General features: G+C 74.0%; 20 protein-coding genes and 1 pseudogene. 6 read left to right on the top strand and 15 right to left on the bottom strand.

The window, feature by feature from the left end:
* Window positions 1-33: 33 nt before the first annotated feature.
* The 4 genes from C6W10_RS07360 to C6W10_RS07345 all read right to left on the bottom strand — a co-directional run bounded on the left by C6W10_RS07360 (window position 34) and on the right by C6W10_RS07345 (window position 3369).
* The gene (locus C6W10_RS07360) at window positions 34-939 is read right to left on the bottom strand and encodes a septum formation family protein (RefSeq protein WP_107257403.1); all 906 of its coding nucleotides are present in this window, start codon (window positions 937-939) and stop codon (window positions 34-36) included.
* Between the two features lie 138 nt (window positions 940-1077).
* Window positions 1078-1503 carry an aspartate 1-decarboxylase gene (panD, locus tag C6W10_RS07355; RefSeq protein ID WP_107257402.1) on the bottom strand — a complete coding sequence of 142 codons (426 nt, stop codon included), beginning with the start codon at window positions 1501-1503 and terminating at the stop codon, window positions 1078-1080.
* Between the two features lie 56 nt (window positions 1504-1559).
* Window positions 1560-2420: a pantoate--beta-alanine ligase gene (gene panC / locus C6W10_RS07350; RefSeq protein ID WP_107257401.1), complete on the bottom strand. Its 861-nt coding sequence runs from the start codon at window positions 2418-2420 to the stop codon at window positions 1560-1562.
* 52 nt (window positions 2421-2472) lie between these two features.
* Complete coding sequence (locus C6W10_RS07345; RefSeq protein ID WP_107263738.1) at window positions 2473-3369, bottom strand: Rossmann-like and DUF2520 domain-containing protein; 897 nt, start codon at window positions 3367-3369, stop codon at window positions 2473-2475.
* 263 nt (window positions 3370-3632) lie between these two features.
* Here C6W10_RS07345 and C6W10_RS07340 point away from each other — a divergent pair, with 263 nt between their 5' ends.
* Entirely contained in the window at window positions 3633-4730 is a 1098-nt protein-coding gene (locus tag C6W10_RS07340) for an SAM-dependent methyltransferase (protein ID WP_304598412.1), read from the top strand.
* The gene (locus C6W10_RS07335) at window positions 4727-5890 is read left to right on the top strand and encodes an NADH-quinone oxidoreductase subunit D (protein WP_107257399.1); all 1164 of its coding nucleotides are present in this window, start codon (window positions 4727-4729) and stop codon (window positions 5888-5890) included. The genes C6W10_RS07340 and C6W10_RS07335 overlap by 4 nt, the downstream gene beginning before the upstream one ends.
* A gap of 58 nt (window positions 5891-5948) precedes the next feature.
* Here C6W10_RS07335 and C6W10_RS07330 read toward each other — a convergent pair whose 3' ends face one another.
* The 4 genes from C6W10_RS07330 to C6W10_RS07315 all read right to left on the bottom strand — a co-directional run bounded on the left by C6W10_RS07330 (window position 5949) and on the right by C6W10_RS07315 (window position 11160).
* On the bottom strand, window positions 5949-8258 hold the full coding sequence (locus C6W10_RS07330) for a hypothetical protein (RefSeq protein ID WP_107257398.1): 2310 nt from the start codon (window positions 8256-8258) through the stop codon (window positions 5949-5951).
* A gap of 146 nt (window positions 8259-8404) precedes the next feature.
* On the bottom strand, window positions 8405-9418 hold the full coding sequence (locus tag C6W10_RS07325) for a glycine betaine ABC transporter substrate-binding protein (RefSeq protein WP_107257397.1): 1014 nt from the start codon (window positions 9416-9418) through the stop codon (window positions 8405-8407).
* 295 nt (window positions 9419-9713) lie between these two features.
* Window positions 9714-10448 carry an ABC transporter permease gene (locus tag C6W10_RS07320; RefSeq protein WP_107257396.1) on the bottom strand — a complete coding sequence of 245 codons (735 nt, stop codon included), beginning with the start codon at window positions 10446-10448 and terminating at the stop codon, window positions 9714-9716.
* Window positions 10449-10467: 19 nt separating this feature from the next.
* A complete protein-coding gene (locus tag C6W10_RS07315; protein WP_107257395.1) occupies window positions 10468-11160 on the bottom strand; it encodes an ABC transporter permease in 693 nt (230 codons plus the stop codon).
* Between the two features lie 2 nt (window positions 11161-11162).
* On the opposite strand from C6W10_RS07315, the gene C6W10_RS07310 reads away from it, so the two are divergent.
* Entirely contained in the window at window positions 11163-12194 is a 1032-nt protein-coding gene (locus tag C6W10_RS07310; protein ID WP_107257394.1) for an ABC transporter ATP-binding protein, read from the top strand.
* Window positions 12195-12405: 211 nt separating this feature from the next.
* Here C6W10_RS07310 and C6W10_RS07305 read toward each other — a convergent pair whose 3' ends face one another.
* The 7 genes from C6W10_RS07305 to folP all read right to left on the bottom strand — a co-directional run bounded on the left by C6W10_RS07305 (window position 12406) and on the right by folP (window position 17429).
* Complete coding sequence (locus C6W10_RS07305; protein ID WP_107257393.1) at window positions 12406-12897, bottom strand: hypothetical protein; 492 nt, start codon at window positions 12895-12897, stop codon at window positions 12406-12408.
* 151 nt (window positions 12898-13048) lie between these two features.
* Window positions 13049-13357: a hypothetical protein gene (locus C6W10_RS07300; RefSeq protein WP_107257392.1), complete on the bottom strand. Its 309-nt coding sequence runs from the start codon at window positions 13355-13357 to the stop codon at window positions 13049-13051.
* Between the two features lie 131 nt (window positions 13358-13488).
* Window positions 13489-14826, bottom strand: coding sequence for an ABC transporter permease (locus C6W10_RS07295; RefSeq protein WP_107257391.1), 1338 nt, complete (start codon window positions 14824-14826; stop codon window positions 13489-13491).
* A gap of 183 nt (window positions 14827-15009) precedes the next feature.
* Complete coding sequence (locus C6W10_RS07290) at window positions 15010-15489, bottom strand: DUF3180 domain-containing protein (protein ID WP_107257390.1); 480 nt, start codon at window positions 15487-15489, stop codon at window positions 15010-15012.
* Between the two features lie 146 nt (window positions 15490-15635).
* On the bottom strand, window positions 15636-16160 hold the full coding sequence (gene folK / locus C6W10_RS07285) for a 2-amino-4-hydroxy-6-hydroxymethyldihydropteridine diphosphokinase (RefSeq protein WP_107257389.1): 525 nt from the start codon (window positions 16158-16160) through the stop codon (window positions 15636-15638).
* Window position 16161: 1 nt separating this feature from the next.
* Window positions 16162-16584 carry a dihydroneopterin aldolase gene (gene folB / locus C6W10_RS07280; protein WP_107257388.1) on the bottom strand — a complete coding sequence of 141 codons (423 nt, stop codon included), beginning with the start codon at window positions 16582-16584 and terminating at the stop codon, window positions 16162-16164.
* Window positions 16581-17429, bottom strand: a complete 849-nt coding sequence (gene folP / locus C6W10_RS07275; RefSeq protein WP_369938654.1) for a dihydropteroate synthase — start codon at window positions 17427-17429, stop codon at window positions 16581-16583. The genes folB and folP overlap by 4 nt, the downstream gene beginning before the upstream one ends.
* 465 nt (window positions 17430-17894) lie before the next feature.
* On the opposite strand from folP, the gene C6W10_RS07270 reads away from it, so the two are divergent.
* The 3 genes and pseudogenes from C6W10_RS07270 to C6W10_RS07260 form a co-directional block, all read left to right on the top strand.
* Window positions 17895-18206 (top strand): hypothetical protein, encoded by a 312-nt coding sequence (locus C6W10_RS07270; protein WP_107257386.1) that lies wholly within the window; start codon window positions 17895-17897, stop codon window positions 18204-18206.
* Window positions 18207-18221: 15 nt separating this feature from the next.
* Window positions 18222-18584 (top strand): hypothetical protein, encoded by a 363-nt coding sequence (locus tag C6W10_RS07265; RefSeq protein ID WP_107257385.1) that lies wholly within the window; start codon window positions 18222-18224, stop codon window positions 18582-18584.
* A 553-nt stretch (window positions 18585-19137) separates the two neighbouring features.
* Window positions 19138-22157 (top strand): annotated as a pseudogene (locus C6W10_RS07260) (ATP-binding protein); the annotation flags it as partial.
* Between the last annotated feature and the right edge of the window lie 2 nt (window positions 22158-22159).

The following is a 22159-nucleotide window of genomic DNA, read 5'->3' as shown; positions in this document are numbered from 1 at the left end:
GACGACGAGGCGCCCGGCACCGGATCGATCGGATCAACCGGTCCGGATCGGCAGCCCGTTCGCGCCGGCACCCTTCAGCGAGCGGGTGAACTTTCCGTCGGAGACCCACAGGTAGCACCGGACCCCACGGTTGCCCGACGTCCAGTCGTCCCGCCCGCCGGGCAGCGTCACCACCCCGGTACGGAACCGGACCGTGCTCTGCGACACCCCGACGAACCGGGCCGCGATGGTGTAGCAGCCGTCGTAGAAGGGCTGCCAGTCCCGCTCCGCCGTCGGGTATTTCAAGGTCGCCGGTGCCCGCCACACCCCGGCGAACTCGGTGTTGTGCCGGGCCGAGCACTCCACCGGGGGCATCCGGTCGATCGTCTCGGTCCGGGTCAGGGTGGTGGCGTAGCAGCCCAACCGGAGCGGTCCGGCCTCGCGCAGCGCGCCCTTCAGGCTCGCCGTCCGGCTCACCGCGTCGCCGTCCTCCTCGACGTTGGACAGTTCGGTCAGGTCACAGCGGAACCACCGGGCCCCGGCCGACCAGCCCTTCGGGGAGGGCACCGCCACACCGAGCCAGAGCCGGCCGGTACGCCAGTCCGCGCCGAGGAATCCGCGCGCCCGGCTGTCGCACTCGGCGTACGCGGTGGTGAAGCCGGCCGAGCCCGGTGCCGGCGGCTTCTCCGCCTCGCCCGCCGCCCCGGCGAAGGTGCCCACGTGCACGGTCTCCAGCCGGTGGTTGCTGGTGCACTCCACCGGCAGGTACGAGGAGAGGTAGACCGTCTCGGAGAAGTCCGCCGAGTGGCAGGTCTCGGCCGCCGGGGTGAAGACCGCCGGCTCGCCGACCGGCGCCCAGTCGTTGGTGAGGTCGCCGTCGGTGCCACCCGGAGGCGCACAGCCGGCGACGCCGAGCAGCACCGCCCCGGCCAGCGCCAGGGCGCTCGTCCAACGGCGCATCGCGTCCTCCCCAGGGCGACCAACGGTCCGGATGGCTGCACCCTACGTTAACCGGCGGGGTCACCCCGAAGGGAAGATCATCTCCCCGGCGGGTCGCTCCAGGATCCCCGGCGGGTCGCTCCAAGAGAGGTCGGCGGATCAGGCGGTGGCGACGAGGTCGCCCCGGACGGGGTCGCCGACCATTCCCGGTACGGCATCCGCCGGGTCGGCGCCCAGTTCGATGATCCGGTTCGCCGCGTCGACGTGCACGATCCGCGGCTGGTACGTCCGCGCCTCGGCGTCGTCCATCTGGCCGTACGAGATCAGGATGACCAGGTCACCCGGGTGCACCAGGTGCGCGGCGGCACCGTTGATGCCGATCACGCCACTGCCGCGCTCCCCGGGGATCACGTACGTCTCCAGCCGGGCCCCGTTCGTCACGTCCACGATCGCGACCTGCTCGCCGGGGAGCAGGTCGGCGGCGTCCAGCAGGTCGGCGTCGATGGTCACCGAACCGACGTAGTGCAGGTCCGCCTGGGTCACCGTGGCCCGGTGGATCTTCGACTTGAGCATCGTGCGGAACATCGGTACGTCCTCCGTGGTGCAGGGATGTCGCTGGCGGTCGTCGGACGGTCGGGGCCTCAGCCGGCCGGAGCGGGAGCCGGAGCCAGGTCGACCGGCATGTTGTCGATCAGTCGGGTGGAGCCGACCCAGGCGGCCACCAGCATCCGGGCCGGTCCGGTGGCGGGTGCCGGGCCCAGGTCCGGGGCGGTCAGCACCAGGTAGTCCAGCTTCGCGCCGGTCGTACCCTCGCCGAAGGCCCGGTAGGCGGCGGCGAGCGTACCGTCGGCACCCCGCCCGGCCCCGGCGGCGTCGCTGCCGGCCCGCAGCGCCGCCGACAGCCGCAGCGCCGAGACCCGTTCCTCGGCCGACAGGTAGCGGTTGCGGCTGGAGAGCGCCAGCCCGTCCGACTCGCGTACGGTCGGCACGCCGACGATCTCGACGTCCAGCTCCAGGTCGCGGACCATCCGGCGGACCAGGGTGAGCTGCTGGTAGTCCTTCTCGCCGAAGAGTGCGACGTCCGGCCGGAGCAGGTTGAGCAGCTTCGCCACCACGGTCAGCACCCCGGTGAAGAAGCCGGGGCGGCTGGCGCCCTCCAACTCCTCGCCGAGGCTGCCCGGGTCGACCCGGACCATCGGCTCGCCGTCCGGGTACAGCTCCTCCCGGGACGGGGCGAAGACGTACCGCACCCCGGCCGCCCGGCAGACCGCCAGGTCGGCCTCGAAGGTCCGGGGGTACCGGTCGAAGTCCTCGTTCGGGCCGAACTGGAGCGGGTTCACGAAGATCGTCGCCAGTACGGTGTCGGCCCGCTCCCGGGCCGCCCGCAGCAGCGCCTCGTGCCCGGAGTGCAGCGCGCCCATGGTCATCACCACCGCCAGCCTCCCGGGCAGCGGGGCCAGGGTGGCCGCCAACTCCGCCCGGGTACGCAACACCGTGGTCATCTCGCTCCCCACTCCTCCCCGGTCACCTGCCGCTCTTCCCGCCGCCCGGTCGTCACGCGGCGGTGACCTTCCGGTCCCGGTCCGCCAAGACCCCGAGCAGGGCCTCGGCGTCGGCCGGGCGGAGCCGGCCGGCGGCGATCGCCCGGTCGGCGGTACGGCGGGCCAGCGCCAGGTAGCCGGGTACCGACTCCGGGGCGGTGGCGGCCAGCCGGTCCAGGTGCCGGGCGATCGTACCGGCGTCGCCCCGGGACACCGGCCCGGTCAGCGCCGCGTCGCCGAGCCGCAGCGAGTTGTCCAGGGCGGCCCGCAGCAGTGGCCCGAGCACCTTCGCCGGCTGGGCCACCCCGGCGGCGCGGAGCAGCTCCACCGCCTCGTTGACCAGCGTGACGAGATGGTTCGCGCCGTGCGCGAGCGCGGCATGGTAGAGCGGGCGATCCGGTTCGGCGACCCACTCGGGTACCCCGCCGAGGTCGGCGACGAGCCGGACGGCGAACGGCCGCAGCGGCTCCGGGACCGTCACCCCGTACGAGATGCCGGGCAGCCGACGCAGGTCCTCGGCGGTACCGGTGAAGGTCATCGCCGGGTGCAGGGCCAGCGGATGCGCCCCGACCGCCACGGCCGGGGCGAGCACGTCGAGCCCGTGCGCGCCGGAGGTGTGCGCCAGCACCTGCCCGGGGCGGAGCGCGCCGGTCCCGGCCAGCCCGGCCACGACCGGGGCCAGCGAGTCGTCGGGTACGGCCAGCAGCAGCAGGTCGGTGGCGGCCCGGGCCACCTCGTCGGCGGGGCGTACCGAGGTCCCGGGCAGCAGCCGGGCGATCCGGTCCCGGGCGGCGGTCGAGACCCCGGCGGCGGCGACCACCCGGTGCCCGGCCCGGCCCAGCGCGGCGCCGAGCACCGCTCCGACCCGGCCGGCGCCGATCACGCCGACGGTGAGCTGGCGGGGGATCATGGGGTGCGACTGGCCCTGACCGGCCGGATCACGGCTCGGGGCGGCGGCCGATGGCCGGGCCGACCCGCCGGAGGTGCCGGCCTGCGGGCGCGCGGAAGCGCTCATAGCGTGATCCAGTCCTCGATAAGTGGTACCGGTCGATCGCAAGTATGCGCCGTCCGGCCAGCTCGGGACCAAGAGGTTGTGAAAACCTTCACCGCCGGTCGCCCGCCGGCCGGGGCGGGTGGCGGCCCGGGGTGACCGGCGCCGCATAACCTGGGCCGGTGCCGATCGGATGGCGAGCCGCGATGACCACCGCGCTCTACGGTGACCGGGGATTCTTCGTCGGAGGTGCCGGACCGGCCGCGCACTTCCGGACCAGTGCGCACGCCGTACCCGTGCTCGGCGCTGCCCTGCTGCGGCTGCTCGACCGGCTCGACGCCGCGCTGGGCCGGCCGGACCCGTTGCAGGTGGTCGACGTCGGTGCCGGCCGGGGTGAACTCCTCGGCACGCTGGCCCGGCTCGCCCCGCCGGAACTCGCCGCCCGGCTCCGGCTGACCGGGGTCGAACTCGCCCCGCGCCCGGATGCGCTGCCGGAGACGATCGACTGGCGGCCGGAGCTACCGGAGCGGATCGTCGGGCTGCTGCTCGGCACCGAGTGGCTGGACAACGTACCGCTGGACGTGGCGGAGGCCGGCCCGGCCGGCTGGCGCCGGGTACTCGTCGACCCGGCCACCGGCGCCGAGTCCCCCGGCGGCCCGCTCGACCCGGCCGAGACGCAGTGGCTGGCCCGCTGGTGGCCGACCCCGGGCCGGGACGGGTCCGCCCCGCGCCCGCCGGAGCGGGTCGAGATCGGACTGCCCCGGGACACCGCCTGGGCCGAGGCGGTCGGCAGCCTGCACCGGGGGCTGGCCCTCGCCGTCGACTACGGACACCTGCGGGACGCGCGCCCGGTGCGCGGCACGCTGACCGGGTTCCGGGCCGGCCGGCAGGTCGACCCGGTACCGGACGGGAGCTGCGACCTGACCGCGCACGTCGCGGTCGACTCGGTGGCGGCGGCCGGTACGGCGCGGGCCGGCCTGCCGTACACCCTGGTCGAACAGCACCGTGCGCTGCGCGCACTCGGGGCCGACGGGCGACGACCCGCGCTGACGCTGGCCTCGACCGACCCGGCCGGCTACGTCCGGGCGCTCGCCCGGGCCTCCACGGCGGCCGAACTGACCGACCCGGCCGGCCTCGGCGGCCACTGGTGGCTGCTGCAACCGGTCGGCGTCGACCCCGGACCGGCCGGATGGCTCGGCGCCGGGACGGCTGGATGGCTCGGCGCCGGACCGGACGTCGCGCCGGCCGGCGATGCGGCCGGGCGGATCGTGGCACGATGACGGGCATGACTGCCGACACCGGGGCGCTGCGGGAACTGACCGTCGGCACCGGGGCGGGCCTGGAGACCGCCGACATGGTGCTGAACATCGGGCCGCAGCATCCGTCGACCCACGGCGTACTCCGGCTCAAGCTGGTGCTCGACGGCGAGCGGGTGATCTCCTCCGAGCCGATCGTCGGCTACATGCACCGGGGCGCCGAGAAACTCTTCGAGGTACGCGACTACCGGCAGATCATCGTGCTCGCCAACCGGCACGACTGGCTGTCGGCCTTCTCCAACGAGCTGGGCGTGGTGCTGGCGGTCGAGCGGATGATGGGGATCGAGGTGCCGGAGCGGGCCGTCTGGCTGCGCACCGCGCTCGCCGAGCTGAACCGGGTGCTCAACCACCTGATGTTCCTCGGCTCCTACCCGCTGGAGATCGGCGCCATCACCCCGATGTTCTACGCCTTCCGGGAACGCGAGACCCTCCAGGCGGTCATGGAGGAGGTCTCCGGCGGCCGGATCCACTACATGTTCAACCGGGTCGGCGGGCTCAAGGAGGAGGTGCCGGCCGGCTGGACCCGGCGGGCCCGGGCGGCGATCGGCGAGGTACGCCGCCGCCTGCCGGACCTGGACAACCTGATCCGGCGCAACGACATCTTCCTGGCCCGTACCGTCGGGGTCGGGGTGCTCTCCGCCGCCGACGCGGCCGCGTACGGCGCCTCCGGCCCGGTCGCCCGGGCCTCGGGGCTCGACCTCGACCTGCGCCGCGACGAGCCCTACCTGGCGTACGGGTCGCTGGACGTGCCGGTGGTCACCCGGAGCGCCGGTGACTGCCACTCCCGGTTCGAGGTCCTGCTCGACCAGGTGTACGTCTCGCTCGACCTCGCGGAACGCTGCCTGGACCAGGTCGACCGGATCAGCGGTCCGGTGAACGTGCGGCTGCCGAAGGTGGTGAAGGCGCCGGAGGGGCACACCTACGCCTGGACCGAGAACCCGCTCGGGATCAACGGCTACTACCTGGTGTCCCGGGGCGACAAGACGCCGTGGCGGATGAAGCTGCGCACCGCCTCGTACGCCAACGTGCAGGCCCTGGCCACGCTCCTCCCCGGCTGCCTGGTGCCGGACCTGATCGCGATCCTCGGCTCGATGTTCTTCGTCGTCGGCGACATCGACAAGTGACGTACCGGCCGCACCGCCGGGCGGAACCCTCCGGTGGCCCGGGACGGTGGCGCGACGGTCAGCGCCAGTCGCCCTCGGCGGGGTAGCCGTACTCCGACCGTCGGGTACCGCCGGCCCGGGGCGCCTCGTCCAGCGGCGGGTAGCCGTACTCCTCGTCGTCCCGGTGCCGCCGCCCCCGCCGGGCCGGCTCCGGCTCGGGCTCCTGTCGCGGTGGACCCCAGGCGGACGCCGGGTCCACACCTCCGGCGGGCAGCGCCGGCGCACTCCCGGACCGCTCCCAGCCCCGACCGTCGCCGGAGTCGCCAGCATCGCCGCGCGGGACGGCGTCGTCGGCAGCCCACCCGCCGGAACCGCGCTGACCGCGCTGACCGCTGCGACCGCTCTGACCGCGCTGACCGCTCTGGCCCTCGGAGCGCCGGTCGTCGTCCCGGGGCTCCGACCACTGGCGACCCGCCCGCCGGTCCTCGGCCGGCCCCGGCTCCTCCCGGCGCATCTCCGCCCAGCGGTCCTCGACCCGCAGCTCGGTACCCGACTCGTCGGAGCGCATCGACGCCCGCCGCTCGCCCATCCGGACCTCGCGGCCCCGGTCGTCGCTGCGTACCGAGGTCCAGCGGTCGCCGGCCCGCAGCTCGGCCCAGTACGAGTCGTCGGCCGGGTCGCCGATCCCCGGATCCGGATCCGGGTCGGCGGAACGGCCACGCCAGCCGCCGTCTCCGCCGGTCCGGCGTCCGTTCCGCCCCTCGTCGGCCGGCTCGGCGGCCTGCCGCCCCTGCGCCGGCCGCCAGTCGTCCGGGTCCCCGTCGCGCCCGTCCCGCTCGGGGCCGCCCCCGTAGCCGCTGCCGCCGCCGTAACCGCCGCCCCCGCCGTTGTAGGCGCTGCCTCCGCCGTTGTTGGCGCTGCCCCCGGCGTGGCCGGCACCACCCCGACGCCCGTCACCGCCTCGACCCCGGCCACCGGCCCGCTCCTCGCCACCGCCGTAGGTGCCGCCACCGTAGGTGCCACCGCCGTAGGTGCCACCGCCATAGGTGCCACCGCCATAGGTGCCACCGGGCTGGGCGGCGCCGTAGCCGCCTCGCTGGCCACCGTCGCCGTAGCCGCCAGCCTGGCCGTCGTAGCCGCCAGCCTGGCTGCCGTAGCCGTCGTAGCCGCCGGGCTGGCCGGCGCCGCCGTAGCCGCCGTTGCCGTAGCCGCCCGGCTGGGCGCCGCCGCCGTAGACACCGCCACCGTAGGTCCCGGCGCCGTAGCCGGCATGGTCGTCGTCCTCGTGCCCGCCGACGATGGTCTGCCGGGTGGTCACCTGCACGGTCTCGGTGTGCCGTACCACGCCCCGGCCGAGCGGGGGCCCGGAGACGCCACCCGGGTTGCCCGCCATCCCGCCCGGGCCGCGCGGCCGGGCGCCCTGCGCCCACGAGTGGCCGTACTGCCCGGGCTCAGCCGCCGCGCCCTCGTCCCGGCCATACCGCCCCCGGCCCGGCCCGGTCCGGTCACCGTCGGAACGGCCGCTCCCCTGGTAACTGCCGCCTCGGTAGCCGGCCGCACCCTGGTAGCCGCCGCCCGGCCCACCGTGGAACTCGCCGGTGTCGCCCTGGTCCACCGAGTGCGCCGGACCCGCAGCATGCGACGGACCCGCAGCGTGGGAGGGACCGGCGGCGTGGGAGGGACCCGCCGCATGCGACGGACCCACGGCATGCGGCGAACCTGCGGCGTGCGACGGAGCCGGACCGCTTCCCGCTCGGCGTGGCCCGTCGGGGCGGGCGCCCGAACCCTCCCGGCCCGGTCCGCCCGGCGCCCAGCCTGCCGAGGCAGGCTCGTCCGGCACCCGACCGGTCCGACCCGGATCGGTGCCGGCCCAGCCGCTCCCGCCCGGCTCGGCCGCCGCCCGCCCGGCGGGCACGCTGGCGGAACCGGCCGCGCCACCGACCACCGCCGCCGTGGCGGCCGCACCGGTCGCGGCGGCCGGAGCGGAGGCACCCGGTACGGCGGCGGCAGCCCGGACGGCCTCGATCTGGCCACGCAGCGCCTCGACGTTGCCCTGGACGACCTCCAGCTTCTCGCCGAACGCCTTGTGCGTGGCGCGGGCGGCCGTGGCGATGTCGTTGCGCAGCTCGCCCCGCAGGTCGTCGAGTTCCTCGATGAGGGTCTCCTCCAGGTCCAGCCGGACACCCTCCGAGTCGCCACGCAACGTGATCGACAGTCCGATGAGTACGACCGCCAACACGGCGAGCACCGCCGCGATCCGCAGCGGCCCGTTCCCCTGCCCGACCAGCAGTAACAGGGCGGCCAGCGGAGCCAACCCCACCCCGACCCAGAAGAGTACGGTCAGCAGCGGCCGACGGCGGGTTTCCTCGGAGGCCTCGCGGGCTGACATGGCAGTCGAGCCTACCCACAGTTGCCGGGGACGGAAATGGCGGCGCCAGCGTACGGGGCCGGTCGACGGCACGTGCACTGCCGTCGACCGGCCCCGGTCGGTTCCACCGCTCGCACCCGGAAGCTGCGGCCCCCGGGCACCGCTCGTCAGCTCGTGGCGAGCGCGCCGTCGGAGGAGAAGACCAGCCCGACGCTGATCGTGCCGCTGGTCAGCGCCGACTTGGTCTGCGGGCCACCGGCGTCGAGCGAGTCGAACCGGCCGGCGTTGAAGTTGTAGACCTGGACCAGTCCGGCCTGGCACTTCGGCCGCTGCGGGCACTCCGGCGGGCCGCCGAGTACGGTCGCCGAGCCGGAGCACTTCGCCGCCAGCTCGCTGAGGGTGCGGACGCCGTACTTGTCGGCGAACTCCTTGGTGACCGCGAACGCGTTCTGGTCCTGGGCCGCCGACGGCTTGCCGAAGGTGATGCCGACCTTCTCACCGGCCGCCTTCAGCCCGCTCACGGTCTGGTTGAGATCCGGGGAGGAGATCGGCGGCGGGGTGGCCCCGCCCTTCGCGTTCACCTTGTTGTTCAGGAAGTCCGCCATCGTCGCCGCGTACTCCGGAACGACCTGGATGTCGCCCTTCTCCAGCGCCGGCTCGTAGAGTTCGCGGTTGCCGATCTGCTGGACCTTGACCTGGTAGCCGGCGGCGGTGAGGGCGATCCGGTACAGCTCGCCCAGGGTCTGGTTCTCGCTGAAGTTGGCCGCGCCGACGGTGATCGAGCCGGTGCCACCGGTCGGGATGCCGGCGGTGAGGTTGTTGGCCGAGGCGAACTCCTCGGCGGCCACCTTCGGGGTCTTGCGGTCGACGTCGACCGCCTTGTTCAGCCCGATCAGCTTGCTGGTGTCGAGGCTGTCCGAGACCTTGTCCAGGGCCGCGACCAACTGCGGCTGGGCCACCTTGCTGTTGATGGCCGGGATGATGTTGTCGGTGTTCTGGAGCTTCTTGTCGTCGTCGAGCACGACCAGGCTGGATCCGGCCACCGGTGCGCAACCGGCGCCCTGCGCCCCGGTTGCCGGGGCCTGGGTGCCGGACGAGCCGGCTCCACCGCAGCCGGCGAGAAAACCGGCCGCGACGACGGCACCGGCGGCGCCGACTGCCAGACGTGTACGTGTGCGCATGAAAACGCCCGCCTCCTGTGTCCCGGCGCGGCCCGGGTGGGCCGGCCGCGTGTCCGACGGGCGACAGGACAGGACGGCCGCCCGCGAGTACTCACGAAACATCCTCCCGTCTGGTACGACAATCCGATGCCGGCTTCGTCATCGGATCGTCACGCAAACGGACACGAGGCGCGCAGAGGCGACTACTCTTCGCGATAATCACGCGTGCCGGGTGGCCCCGTCGGGTACGCCGAGGGTCGCCGAACGTGATCAGACCCACACCGACGGGCCGACCGGCCGGTCGGCTGCCGGCGGGTCAGGAGCCGGTGATCGCCGCCGCCGCCCGCTGGTCGGCCCGCCGGATGGTCCGGCGCCGGTTCCGGCGCAGCGGCCTCGGGGTGACCAGCCGTTCCACCAGCGCGAAGACCAGTTCGACCAGCAGTGCGAGCAGGGCGACGAGGAGCCCGCCGGCCAGGATCTGACCGCCGCCGACCGCTATGCCCAGCCCGAACCCGGCGCTGATGATCTGCCCCAGCCCGCCGCCGTTGACGAACGAGGCGAGCGCGGCGGTCGCCACCACCTGCACGGCGGCGGTACGGAACCCGGCCGCGAGGTAGGGCACCGCGAGCGGCAACTCCACCCGGCGCAGCAACTGCCCGCCGGAGAGCCCCATCCCGCGCGCCGCGTCCCGTACCTCCGGATCGACCTGCCGGATCCCGGTGTAGGCGTTCGCCAGCAGCGGCGGCACCGCGAAGACCGCCAACGCGATGATCACCGGCGGCTTGCCGAAGCCGAGCGCGGTCAGCGGCAGGATGGTGAGCAGCGCGATGGTCGGGATCGCCAGCGTGACGTTGGAGACCAGCACCACGGCGCCGCCGCCCCGGCCGGTGTGCCCGAGCCAGAGCCCGAGCGGCCAGGCGACCAGGCAACCGAGTGCCACGGCGGCGGCGGAGATGCCGAGGTGCTCGACCAGCCGGTCGAGGACCCCGCCGGGATTGGTCCAGTTCAGCGGGTCGTTGAGCCAGACCACGGCCTGCTCGATCGGGTTCATTCGTACTCACCTCTCGCGCTCATCCTGCGGCTCCGCGACGGCGGGCCCACGGCGTGAGCAGCCGACCGAGGCCGGCGAGGACCAGGTCCAGGACCAGGGCCAGGAGTACGCAGAGCAGCGTCCCGGTCATGATCTCGGCTCTGAAGAAGTTGTTCCGGAATCCGCCGAGGATGAGCTGCCCGAGGCCGCCGTGCCCGACCAGTACCCCGACGGTGACCAGGGCCACCGTGGAGACGGTCGCCAGGCGCAGCCCGGTGAAGATGCCCGGCAACGCCAGCGGCAGGTCGATCCGGAGCAGCCGGGCGAACCGGCCGTACCCCATCCCCTGGGCCGCGTCCCGGACCTCCTCCGGCACCTGGTTGAGCCCGGCCAGCGCGTTCCGGACGATCAGCAGCAGGGCGTAGAGGACCAGTCCGAGCAGCACCGTGGTGGTCCCGGTGCCGAGGTACGGTGCGACGAAGGCGAAGAGCGCCAGCGAGGGGATCGTGTACAGCACGCCGGAGAGTGCGAGAATCGGCCCGGTGAGCGGCCGGAACCAGTACGCCAGCACGGCGAGCGGGATCGCGACCAGGGCCGCGATCAACACCGCCTGGGCGGTGAGGGCGGCATGCTCCCGCAGGGCGGCGAGAATGGTCTCCGAATTGCCCTGCACATAGTCCCAGGAGAACCACGGATTACCCGGGTGCGCCCGGTCGATCACCCGGAAGGACATACGTGGACGTTACCCCGGAGGCCGGTTCCGCCGGGCCCGCCGGCACCACGGGTGCCGCCGCGATAACCCTCGACCAGGTACGCAAACAGTATCCCGACGGCACGGTGGCGGTCGGCGAGCTGAGCCTGGAGGTCAAGGCCGGCGAACTGGTGGTGCTGATCGGGCCGTCCGGCTGCGGCAAGTCCACCGTGCTCCGCATGATCAATCGGCTGATCGAGCCGACCTCCGGGCGCATCCTGCTCGGCGACGAGGACGTCACCCGGGCCGACCCGGTCCAGCTCCGGCGGCGGATCGGCTACGTGATCCAGAACGTCGGGCTCTTCCCGCACCAGACCATCGCCACGAACGTCGGCACCGTACCCCGGCTGTCGGGCTGGTCCCGGGCCCGGATCGCGGCCCGTACGGCAGAACTGCTGGACCTGGTCGGGCTCGACCCGACCACCTTCGGGCCGCGCTATCCGCACGAACTCTCCGGTGGCCAGCGGCAGCGGGTCGGGGTGGCCCGGGCGCTGGCCGCCGATCCGGTGGTGCTGCTGATGGACGAGCCGTTCTCGGCCGTCGACCCGATCGCGCGGGCCCGGCTCCAGGAGGAGTTCCTGCGGCTCCAGGCGGAGGTACGCAAGACGATCGTGCTGGTCACCCACGATCTGGACGAGGCGGTCCGGCTGGGTGACCGGATCGTGGTGCTCTCCCAGGGCGGCAGGCTGGAGCAGTACGCCGGCCCGGCGACCCTGCTCGGCGAGCCGGCCTCGGCCTTCGTCCGGGAGTTCGTCGGGACCGACCGGGCGATCCGTCGGCTGGCGGTCACCCCGGTCACCCGGGAGCTGCTGCGTCCGATCCCGCCGGACGCCGCCACCACCGCCGGGCTGCCGACCGTGCCGCTCGGCTCGTCGCTCTACGACGCGCTGGCGGTGCTGCTGCGGACGAACTCGGACGACGCCCGGGTGACCGACGAGGGTGGCGAGCTGGTCGGGACGGTGAGCCGGCACCAGATCCTCAGCATCGACTATCCGGCCGACCCGGTCGGCGGCTGAGGTCGCCGCGGCACATCTCTCCGCCCGCTGGTGGAAGGCCCTCCGCCAGTCCCGGCCCGGTGCACGGGGCCCGCGACCGGCCCCGGACGGCACGGCGCCCGGAGTGCCGGTCGCGGGAGGGAAGCGATCGGGCACTCCGGGCGCCGCCGAGCGGGCGGTACGCCCGCGGGTCGAGGTCGACGACCTGCTGGACCAGCCCGGCCGGTGCGGCTCAGCGTCGGCCCCGCCAGCCGCCCAGGGTGGCCAGGCCGATGATCCAGCCGACGAAGAAGCCGTACGCGGCACCCCTGCCGGCGGCCTGGAATGCGCCGAGCAGCGACGGGTTGCTGCCGATCAGCGTGGCGAAGAGCGCGGCGAAGGCACCGGCGAAGACGTACGCCGACCAGCCGGCGAGGAACTGGCTGAGGGTGCCCCGGGCCCGGGCCAGTTGCGAGCCGGGCAGCATGTAGAGGAAGACCCAGGTGAGCACCACCACCAGGATCGCCTTGAGGTCGGCGGCGATGACGTTCTGGATCGTGTCGTCCGAGTCGAACCGCCACGCCGGCCAGGCGAGCAGCCGGAGGAACCAGCCACCCGCCGTGTTCTCGTCGGTTTCGTCCCCGGCCCAGTCGGCATACCAGGGGCTGCCGAAGACCAGGACCAGTACGAGTGCGGCGAGCGTGCCCGCACCCGTGGACGTCTTGTATCTGTTGGTGAGAGCCATGCACAGCTAATTCCCAGCGGAATCTGATCGCGAAACCCGGTGCCGGATTCCCGGAATGTGCTTGGCTTCAACCGATCCGCGCCATTGGCGGGCCGATGAGGGGATTCGACCGGCCGGTGCTTCGGTAGCCGGTCAGTGCTTCGGCAGCCGGTCAGTGCTTCTGTAGATAGTCGATGAACGCGGCCCGGAGCAGCGGCGCGGTCTCCTCGTAGCCGTGGCCGGTGAACTCCCGCCAGAGCGCGACCGCCTCGTCCACGGTCGGACCGGCCGCGTTCGGCGAGCCGTCCAGCGCCGCCGCCTCGTCCGCGTTCGGCAGGTGCCGGATCACCGACCAGAAGAAGCCGATGTCCCGCCGTTCCCGGGCCAGCGCGAAGGCCCGCTCGCGCAACTCCTCGGTGGACAGCGCGTCCAGCTCGGCGAAGGTCGGCGTGGTACGGGACTCGGGACCGGATTCCGTCATGAGGCCGAGCCTATCGGCCCGAACCGTCGCAAGCCGCACCGACCGTCCCGCCCGCCCGGCCGGCCCGTCCTGCCCCGCCCGGCCCGTCCTGCCCCGCCCGGCCCGGCCTACCCGGCCCGGCCCGGCCCGGGTCAACGGTCCGGGCCGTCCCAGCGGTCGCCGCCCCAGCGGTCGGTCGGCTGACCGGGCAGCGAGGAGTTCCACGGCTCCGGTGGCTGGGCGGTCTGGGCGCTGTCCCAGCTCGCCGTGGTCGCTGGCTCCTCCACCCAGTCCCGCTCGGCGTACGACCGAGGGCGGCCGTTCGCCTCGACCAGCCGGGTCACCAGCAGGCCGACGGCGAGCAGTACGGCGGCGAGGGCGGTCGGCGCGATGTCCAGGTTGCGCTCGTCGGCGTACCGGATGAACAGGGCGAGCGCGACGGTCGCGAGCAGCCCCCCGGCGACCCCGCCCCGTCGGCCGAACGCGCTGGCGCCGCCGAGCAGCGCGGCGCCGAAGGCCAGACCCGTCCACTCGATCCCGGTGGTCGGCGCCACCGGCCCGGTGCCGCCGGCCGCGAGCAGCATCCCGGCGGCGACCGCGAAGACCGTCGACAGCACCAGGCCGAGCGTGACGATGACGGCCGCGGCACCGCCCCGGCGCAGCGCCGGGTCGCCCACCGGCCGGAACCGGCCGACCGCCCGGCGTACCGTCTTGACGGTGCCGAAGAGGCCGGCCAGCACGGCGACGGCGGCGAAGCCGGCGAAGAGGTAGAGCGCGTGCTGGTTCGGGTCGTACTCGCCCTGCACGTCGACCGGGGCGGTGCGCTGCTCGACGAAGACCACCACCGCGAGTCCGGCGGCGAGGCTGGCCGCCCAGCCCGGCACGTGGAAGCCCACCACCAGTACGGCGATCACCAGGCCGACGGCGACCCCGGCGACCACCGCCGGCAGCATCGCCGAGACGACTCCCCGGTCGGAGTTCTCCGCGAAGTGCAGCGCGGCGGCGACGGCGACCGGACCCAGCGCGAGATTCGGCGCGGCGGTGCGCAGGGTCAGCCCGGCGCCGAGGGTGAGCAGCCCGAGCGCGGTGCCGAAGACCAGCAGGCTCTCCCGCTGCTCGCCACGGAGCAGGTCGGGATAGTCCCGGTTGCAGAGGAAGAGCAGCACCGCCACCACGACCAGCAGGACCAGCTCCCAGAGCAGGTGCACGCCGATCCGGTCCCGGCCGGGCTCGCCGTGTGCGGGATCGTCGAAGACGTTCTCCAGCGCGGCCGGTGGGACGTTCCGCCGCCGGGTCGGCTCGGCCGGGTCGGGGTCGGTCGCCACGGCGGGTTCGCCACCCATGAACCGGCCGGTGACGTGGCTGGACGACGTACGGGGGTCGGCGTCGTAACCGGGGTCCGCGCCGTACCGGGGATCCTCCCGGGCACCGGTGCCCACCGGATCCGCTCCGGGGTCCCGTCGCCGATAGATGGAATCGTCGTACGCCATCGCGCGCGCCTCCTGTTTCGTCCCGCCGAACAGGCCCCGACCCGGGGCGCCATCCGGGGGCGGAGCGGTCGGACGTGGGCAAGATCCAGCGAAGCGGGCGGATCCGGCCCGGTCGGAGGCACCGTACCCGCGCGCACGCCCGGCCGTCACCCCCGGTGCGCGTCGATTCGCCGCGCGGCCTGTTCAGCGCTCGTCGCGCCGATCCAGATCGTCACTCTCCGAATTACGATCATCACGATCGGGCACCCGACAGGCGCGTTCCAACCAGAGCGCCGCACCCACCAGGGCGAGCGACGCGCCGAGTCCCGCACTCGCCGCCGGTACGTCGTTCGCGGCCGCCCGGGTCCGCTCGATGAGCAGCCAGATGTCCAGCCCGGCGTAGAAACCCGCGAAGATCGCCCCGGCCAGCGCGGACGCCTTGGCCAGTACGACGAAGCGGGCCACCGCCAGCGGGTCGACCGGATCCCGTCCGGGCCTGCGCTCGATCCGGGCCCGGGTGTTCGCCGCCGCGTACCCCTCCAGGGCGGCCAGCCCGAGCAGGGTGACGATGGGCAGCCAGGGCAGCGGCGGGATGTGGCTGTAGAAGCTGCTGACCAGCAACCAGGCCAGGGCCGCCGAGGCGAGTCCGGCCACCACCAGGGAGGCGGGTCTGGTCGGACCCATCCGCCCGCGCTCGGGGGCCGGGCCGCGCGTCGGGGGTCTGCGCTCGGTCACAACTCTTCCTCACTCCGCTCGTCGGCACCGCTTCCCACGGACCGCCCGGAACCGGGTCGTGCTGCTGGCTCGTCCGGTCCGCGCCGCGGTCGCCGTCAATCCGACTCTATCCGCAGATCTGGACGGGGGCGCACGTCCAGCACGTCGGTGGCGACCGGCTCGGTCGACATCAGGTCGGTCAGCCAGCCGTGGCCGGGCAGCCGCCCGTACGGGTCGATGTCGATCCACGGCCGGAGCACGAACGCCCGCAGGTGGGCCCGGGGGTGCGGCAGGGTCAGCTCGGGGTCGGCGCTGCGCACCGGCTCGCCGTCGGCCGCCCAGACCGCGACCACGTCCACGTCGAGGGTGCGCGGGCCGAAGCGGCGCCGCGGGTCGCGGACCCGGCCGGCCGCCGCCTCGGCGGCCCGGGCCCGGTCGAGCCAGTCGCCCGGCCCGGCCGCGTCGTCCGCGACCAGCAGGACGGCGTTCAGGTACGCCGGCTGGTCCGGATCACCCCACGGCGGCGTCTCGTAGACCCCGGAGGCCACCAGGAGTACGTCCCGCAGCCCGTCGACCGCCGTGCGCAGGTGTCCGAGCCGGTCACCGAGGTTGCTGCCGATCGAGAGCACGGCCCGGGTCATCTCACCTCCGCCGGGTCACGGTGACCGCCACGTCGGCGAAGTCGTGCGGGATCGGCGCCTGCGGCTTGTGCACGGTGACCGAGGTGACCAGTACCCGTGGATCGGCGAGACAGGCGGCGGCGAGCCGCTCGGCGAGCGTCTCGATCAGGTTGACCGGCTCGCCGGTGACGATCGCGACCAGCCGGCCGGCGAGTTCGCCGTAGTGCACGGTGTCGGCCACGTCGTCGGAGCGGCCCGCCATCGTCAGGTCGAGTTCCAGCACGACGTCGACGACGAAGTCCTGCCCCTGTGCCCGCTCGAAGTCGTAGACGCCGTGCCGCCCGCGCGCCCGCAACCCGGTCAGCACGATCCGGTCGGTGCCCGGCCCGGGAAGCCCGGTGGACCCGTCGCCCGGTCGACCCCGGTCGCCCGCCGGCCCGGTCATCCGGCCACCTCCCCGGTGGTCAGCCGGGGACGTCCGCTGGCGGTCCACACCGCGAGCGCGTCCACGGTCTCCCGTACGTCGTGCACCCGTACCCCCCAGGCGCCGGCCGCGACCGCGAGCACGCTGGTGGCGATCGTGGCGGCGGTACGCCCGTCGGTCGGCCGTGGCGTGCCGTCCGGGCCGGCCAGCAGCGCACCGAGGTACGACTTGCGGCTGGCTCCGAAGAGCAGCGGGTAGCCGAGCGCCAGCAGCTCCGGCAGCCGGGCGGTGAGCTGCCAGTTGTCGGCGGGTCGCTTGGCGAAGCCGAGGCCGGGGTCGAGCACGATGCGGTCGGCGGCGACCCCGGCGGCGAGGGCGTCGGAGACCCGCTGCGCCAGCTCGGTGCGTACGTCGGTGACCACGTCGGTGTAGTGCGCGAGTTCCTGCATCCGCTTGGCGTGCGCCCGCCAGTGCATCAGGATCCACGGGCAGCCCGCCTCGGCGACCACCTTGGCCATGTCCGGGTCGGCGAGTCCGCCGGAGACGTCGTTGACCACCGTCGCCCCGGCGGCCAGCGCGGCGGCGGCGACACCGGCCCGGTAGGTGTCGACGCTCATCGGCACGCCCCGGGCGGCGAGTTCCCGGATGACCGGCAGCACCCGGGCGGCCTCGGTCTCGGCGTCGACCCGGTCGGCGCCGGGCCGGGTGGACTCGCCGCCGACGTCGACCAGGTGGGCGCCGTCGGAGTGCATCTCGACCCCGTGCCGTACGGCGGCGTCGAGGTCGGCGTACCGCCCGCCGTCGGAGAAGGAGTCGGGCGTGACGTTGAGGACGCCGATCACCACCGGCCGGGGCGAGCGGAGCAGGTCCGCGCCGGCCCGCCACCCACCGTCGGTCGCGGCGGCTCCCTGGACTGACTCGGTCACGACTCGACGCTACCCACCTGCCCGACTCCGGGCCCGGTCGCCCCCGGGTCCCGCCGGTGGTCCCGCCGGTGGTCCCGCCGGCCCGGCGCGGACCGCCCCTGCCCCGGGGATCGGTGCCGTACCGGTGGCGGGCCCGGCGTCGGCGAGGCGCGTGAAAACCGGCCGGGGAGGAGCGATCGGTGGCACTCCGGGCCGCTTGTTCCAAACAGGCACGCGCCGTACGCTCGCATCAGCCAGATGCCAGAACTTAAGAGATGGGCCGAATCAGGACAAAGATGCCCACAAACCATCACCCTTTGCGGTGATTGCGAGACGCAGGGTCGATCAACACCCCACGACCGACCCGGTTGACCGGGCTTGACAGCAGTGCGGAGGCGGGGCGTCACCGCACCGGGGAGGATTCCGATGTTCGCCATGGAGCTGGTGGAGACGGCATGGCCGGCTGCCACGCACGCGCTCCACACCCTCGCGTTCGTGACGGCGGCCGAGCCCGAGGGCAATATCGACACCGACGGGATCGTCGGCTTCTTCGCCACCAACATCGCGCCCATCCTGCTCGCCGTACTCGGCGTGATCTTCATCGGTCGGGCCAGCAAGGGCGAGGTCTCCAAGGTGCTGACCAGCTCGGCGATCGCCCTGCTCGGCCTGGCCTTCATCGCCGGGGCGGCGACGCTGTTCTTCGTCGGCGAGAACCTGATCAACCTGATCTTCGAATAGACCGCGGAGCACGAGATGCGGCTGCGCACCGACGACGACATCTATCGGGCCCGCCTGGTCTACCTGGGGCCGCCCGGCTACACACTGCCCGTCCACCTGCCTTACACGCAGTACGGGCTGTTCATGTTGCTGGTGCCGCTCTTCATGTTCATTCATTACCTCTTCACGCTCAAGGTCGAGCTGATCCCCGCCTGGGAGATCGCGCTCGCGATCGTCACCACCTCGTTCGTATTCCGGTACGTCGACCCCGACCGGCCCGCCCGGATGGTCATCCGGACGGCACTGACCGACTGGCGGCGCACCCGCGAACCGGCGACAGAGCAGCGCGACCCCCGCCTGGTCGCGACCCGTATCCGGATCCGGGAGCAGTTGACATGACCGACCGCAGCGAGGTGACGGCGTGACCGAGCGAACCAGATTCCTCTGCCGCTGGACGGTGGAGCCCTCCGGGCCGGGCGAGGCGGCGGCATGACCCGCCCCTCCCGGCCGGGCTCGTCTCACCCGGCAGGTCGCCCGGCCGAGAACGCTGGTAACGGTACGCAGTCCTCCGGCTACAACCAGTCTGAGCTGGCCGAGGAGAGCGAGTACGACGCCGCGCTGCTCAGCAACACCGGGCACGGTGCGGTAGCGGTCTTCCAGGCGCCGCAACCACCGGCCCGGAACCGTCCGGCCCGACCCCCCGCCGCGCCGCCGGCCCGCCCGCCGGCCCCGGTCGAGCACCCGGACATCGACTCGCCCTTCCTCGACCTCTTCGGTGCCGGCCCGGTCCAGCCGGCGCCGCCGCCGAGCCCACCCGCCGCGCCGGCACCCCGCCCCGCGCCCCGCCCGCCCGCACCGCATCCGCGGGGCCGCTGGGGCGAGGAACCGGAGGCCGCGGTCGGCCTGCCGGCCTGGGAGCCGGACGAACTCCCGGCGGGTGGCGGCGGGCAGCGGGAGATCGCGTCCGGGCAGCCCACCGCCCGGTACGCTCCGCCGGCCGCCCAGCCCGCCCTGCCGGCGCAGGACGAGACCATCGCCGACCCCGGAGCCGCCGTTCGCCCGGTCGGACCCGCCAGCCTCGACCCCGGCCCGGCCGTCGAATGGCCGGCCGACGCACCCGCCCCCCGAGCCGCGCCGGGCGGCGCCGGAGCCCTGCCCGCCGCTCCCGCCGAGGGACACCCCGGGCGGCCGACCCCGGCGCCACAGCAGCGCGGCGGCGAGCACTCCGGTGCGCTGCCGATCGTCCGCGAGCCCGCCGAACAGCCGACCCGCCGCCCGGCCGAGCCGGACCGCCGGCCCGGCCGGCGACCGGAGCGGGAGACCGCGCCGGTCGCGCCGAAGCAGCGGCGGAGCACGCCGAAGCCGACCCGGCCGCAGCCGCTGACCAAACCCCAGCGGGTACGCGCACCGAAGCTCCGCTTCGGCGACCGGGATCCCGCCGTCGAGCTGGCCATCACCGAGATCGCCGGCCACCTGACCTTCACCCCGAACACCGTCACCGCCTGGTACTGGCTGCCGGAGGTGCGCTGGGCGTTCCGGCCGGACGCCGAACGGGAGGCGCTGCTCTCCGCCATCTCCGAGCAGTACGCCGGGCTGGCCGGCTTCCGGCTGCACCTGCGCCGGACCACCCGGCCGTTCCCGGCCGACGAGTGGGCCCGGACGATCGACCAGCACACCCCGCACCCGCTGGCCACCGTCTCCGGCGCGCCGAGCTGGTCGGATCACCTGGTCGCCGCCCAGCGGCACCTGCTCTCGGTCAACCACGCCGAGGGGCAGACCTATCTCGGGGTCACCTTCGCCCGCCGGTCGCTCGGCAACTCGCTGGCCGAGCGGATCCTCCGGGCCTTCGGCCGGGGCACCCCCGACGGCGAGCGCCGCAAGCTGGGCCGGACGGTCGAGCAGTTCGACGAGGTGCTCGGCGCGTTCGGGATGCGGGGGCGGCAGGTCAGCGCCGAGGAGCTGGAGTGGCTGATGTACCGCTCCGTGGCGCTCTGCATGGCCCCGCCCGGCCAGCTCTCGCCGGTCACCAACGGCCGGTGGGAGCGCGGCGACCTGCTCGCCCTGACCGAGCAGGTGGAGCGCTACCGCACCCCGTACGGGTCGACGGTGAAGCTGGTCAACCGGATGACCGGCGAGGAGCGGCACGTCGCCGTACTCGCGGTGGGCCGGATGGAGCCGCTGGAGATCCCGGAGCGGCACGAGCCGTGGCTGCACTTCCACGAGCGGCTGCCCTGGCCGATGGAACTCTCCACCCGGGTCGACATCCTCGGCCCCGGCGACTCGTTCCGCAATCTGGAGCACCGGCTGCGGATGATCCGCTCGCAGCAGCTCGACTACGCCGAGCACGGCATCGACGCCCCGCCGGAGCTGGAGCGGCTGGCCAAGCGGGCCCTGGTGATCGGCGACGAGATGACCACCGGGCTGCCGGTGGAGTCGGCCCGGGCGCACGGCTGGCACCGGATCGCGGTCGGCGGGCGGACCAGGGAGGAGTGCCTGGAGCGGGCCCGGCGGCTGATCCAGCTCTACTCCCGGGAGCTGCGGATCTCGCTCCAGCATCCGAAGAACCAGGACTGGCTGGCCCGGGAGTTCATTCCCGGCGAACCGATCGCCAACACCGGCTACCTGCGCCGGATGCCGGTGAACCTGCTGGCGGCCGCGCTGCCGCAGGCCGCCTCGACGGTCGGGGACCGGCGCGGCGACCTGATCGGGCGTACCGCCGGCACCTGCCGCCGGCCGGTCTTCCTGGACCTGCACTTCCCGATGGAGGTACGCGAGCGTTCCGGGCTCGCCGTCTTCGTCGCCGAGCCGGGCGGTGGCAAGTCGACCCTGCTCGGCGCGCTCGGCTATCTGGCCGCCCGGCGGGGGGTGCAGGTGACCCTGCTCGACCCGTCCGGCCCGCTGGCCCGGCTCTGCGCGATGCCGGAGCTGCGACCGTATTCACGCGTGCTGAACCTGACCGGCTCCGAGCACGGCACCCTGGCGCCGTACGCGCTGATCCCGACCCCGCTGCGCAGCGAGTTCGCCGCCGGCTCGGCGGGCGACCGGGAGTTCCAGATCGCCGTCTCCAACGCCCGCGCCGAGCGGCGGATGCTGGTGCAGGACATCTGCATGATGCTGGTGCCGCCACAGGTGGCCCGGGAGGCGTCCACCGCGACGCTGTTCCGGCACGCGGTCCGGCAGGTACCGGCCGAGGAGACCTCCACCCTGGACGACGTGGTGGCCTGCCTGGCCGGGCTGGAGGACGAGGGCCGGGAACTGGCCAACCTGCTGCTGGACACCGCCGAGATGCCGTTGGCGCTGCTCTTCTTCGGCCGCCCGCCGGAGGGGCTGCTCGGCGCCGACGCCACGCTGACCGTGATCACCATGGCCGGGCTGCGGCTGCCGGACCTGAAGATCGAGCGGGAGTACTGGTCGGCCGAGGAGGCGCTGGCGCTGCCGATGCTGCACACCGCGCACCGGCTGGCGGTACGCCGCTGCTACGGCGGCGCGATGTCGTCGCGCAAGCTCGTCGGCCTGGACGAGGCGCACTTCATGGAGGGTTGGCGCTCGGGGCGGTCGTTCCTGGTCCGGCTGGCCCGGGACTCCCGGAAGTGGAACCTCGCCGCGCTGGTCTCCTCGCAGAACCCGAAGGACATCCTCGGGCTCGACGTGCAGAACCTCGTCTCCACCGTCTTCGTCGGCCGGATCGCCGAGGACGTCGACATCGCCTCCGAGGCGCTGCGGCTGCTCCGGGTACCGGTCAACGACGGCTACGAGGCGACCCTCGCCTCGCTCTCCAGCGTGGACGCCTCCTCGGCGGACCGGCTCGGCTTCCGCGAGTTCGTGATGCGTGACGTCGACGGCCGGGTGCAGAAGGTACGCGTCGACGTCTCGTACGTACCCGGCCTGCTCGACCACCTGGACACCACCCCGGTCACGGCGAAGGCCGCCCCGGCCAACCTGCCCTCCCCCGTCGCGGACCTGGAGGCTTGACC

The organism is Plantactinospora sp. BB1, from assembly GCF_003030385.1.
Classification (GTDB): domain Bacteria; phylum Actinomycetota; class Actinomycetes; order Mycobacteriales; family Micromonosporaceae; genus Plantactinospora.
Note: the sequence above shows the minus strand (reverse complement) of the source record. Positions and strands in the feature narration are given on the sequence as shown.

Coding starts and splice junctions, on each gene's coding strand:
- C6W10_RS07290 (WP_107257390.1), bottom strand. CDS start 15,489: ATGGGTCCGACCAGACCCGCCTCCCTGGTGGTGGCCGGACTCGCCTCG.
- C6W10_RS07325 (WP_107257397.1), bottom strand. CDS start 9,418: ATGCGCACACGTACACGTCTGGCAGTCGGCGCCGCCGGTGCCGTCGTC.
- C6W10_RS07265 (WP_107257385.1), top strand. CDS start 18,222: ATGCGGCTGCGCACCGACGACGACATCTATCGGGCCCGCCTGGTCTAC.
- panC (WP_107257401.1), bottom strand. CDS start 2,420: ATGACCACGGTGTTGCGTACCCGGGCGGAGTTGGCGGCCACCCTGGCC.
- folB (WP_107257388.1), bottom strand. CDS start 16,584: ATGACCGGGCCGGCGGGCGACCGGGGTCGACCGGGCGACGGGTCCACC.
- C6W10_RS07330 (WP_107257398.1), bottom strand. CDS start 8,258: ATGTCAGCCCGCGAGGCCTCCGAGGAAACCCGCCGTCGGCCGCTGCTG.
- C6W10_RS07270 (WP_107257386.1), top strand. CDS start 17,895: ATGTTCGCCATGGAGCTGGTGGAGACGGCATGGCCGGCTGCCACGCAC.
- panD (WP_107257402.1), bottom strand. CDS start 1,503: ATGTTCCGCACGATGCTCAAGTCGAAGATCCACCGGGCCACGGTGACC.
- C6W10_RS07335 (WP_107257399.1), top strand. CDS start 4,727: ATGACGGGCATGACTGCCGACACCGGGGCGCTGCGGGAACTGACCGTC.
- C6W10_RS07300 (WP_107257392.1), bottom strand. CDS start 13,357: ATGACGGAATCCGGTCCCGAGTCCCGTACCACGCCGACCTTCGCCGAG.
- C6W10_RS07295 (WP_107257391.1), bottom strand. CDS start 14,826: ATGGCGTACGACGATTCCATCTATCGGCGACGGGACCCCGGAGCGGAT.
- C6W10_RS07305 (WP_107257393.1), bottom strand. CDS start 12,897: ATGGCTCTCACCAACAGATACAAGACGTCCACGGGTGCGGGCACGCTC.
- C6W10_RS07320 (WP_107257396.1), bottom strand. CDS start 10,448: ATGAACCCGATCGAGCAGGCCGTGGTCTGGCTCAACGACCCGCTGAAC.
- C6W10_RS07345 (WP_107263738.1), bottom strand. CDS start 3,369: ATGATCCCCCGCCAGCTCACCGTCGGCGTGATCGGCGCCGGCCGGGTC.
- C6W10_RS07360 (WP_107257403.1), bottom strand. CDS start 939: ATGCGCCGTTGGACGAGCGCCCTGGCGCTGGCCGGGGCGGTGCTGCTC.
- C6W10_RS07315 (WP_107257395.1), bottom strand. CDS start 11,160: ATGTCCTTCCGGGTGATCGACCGGGCGCACCCGGGTAATCCGTGGTTC.
- folK (WP_107257389.1), bottom strand. CDS start 16,160: ATGACCCGGGCCGTGCTCTCGATCGGCAGCAACCTCGGTGACCGGCTC.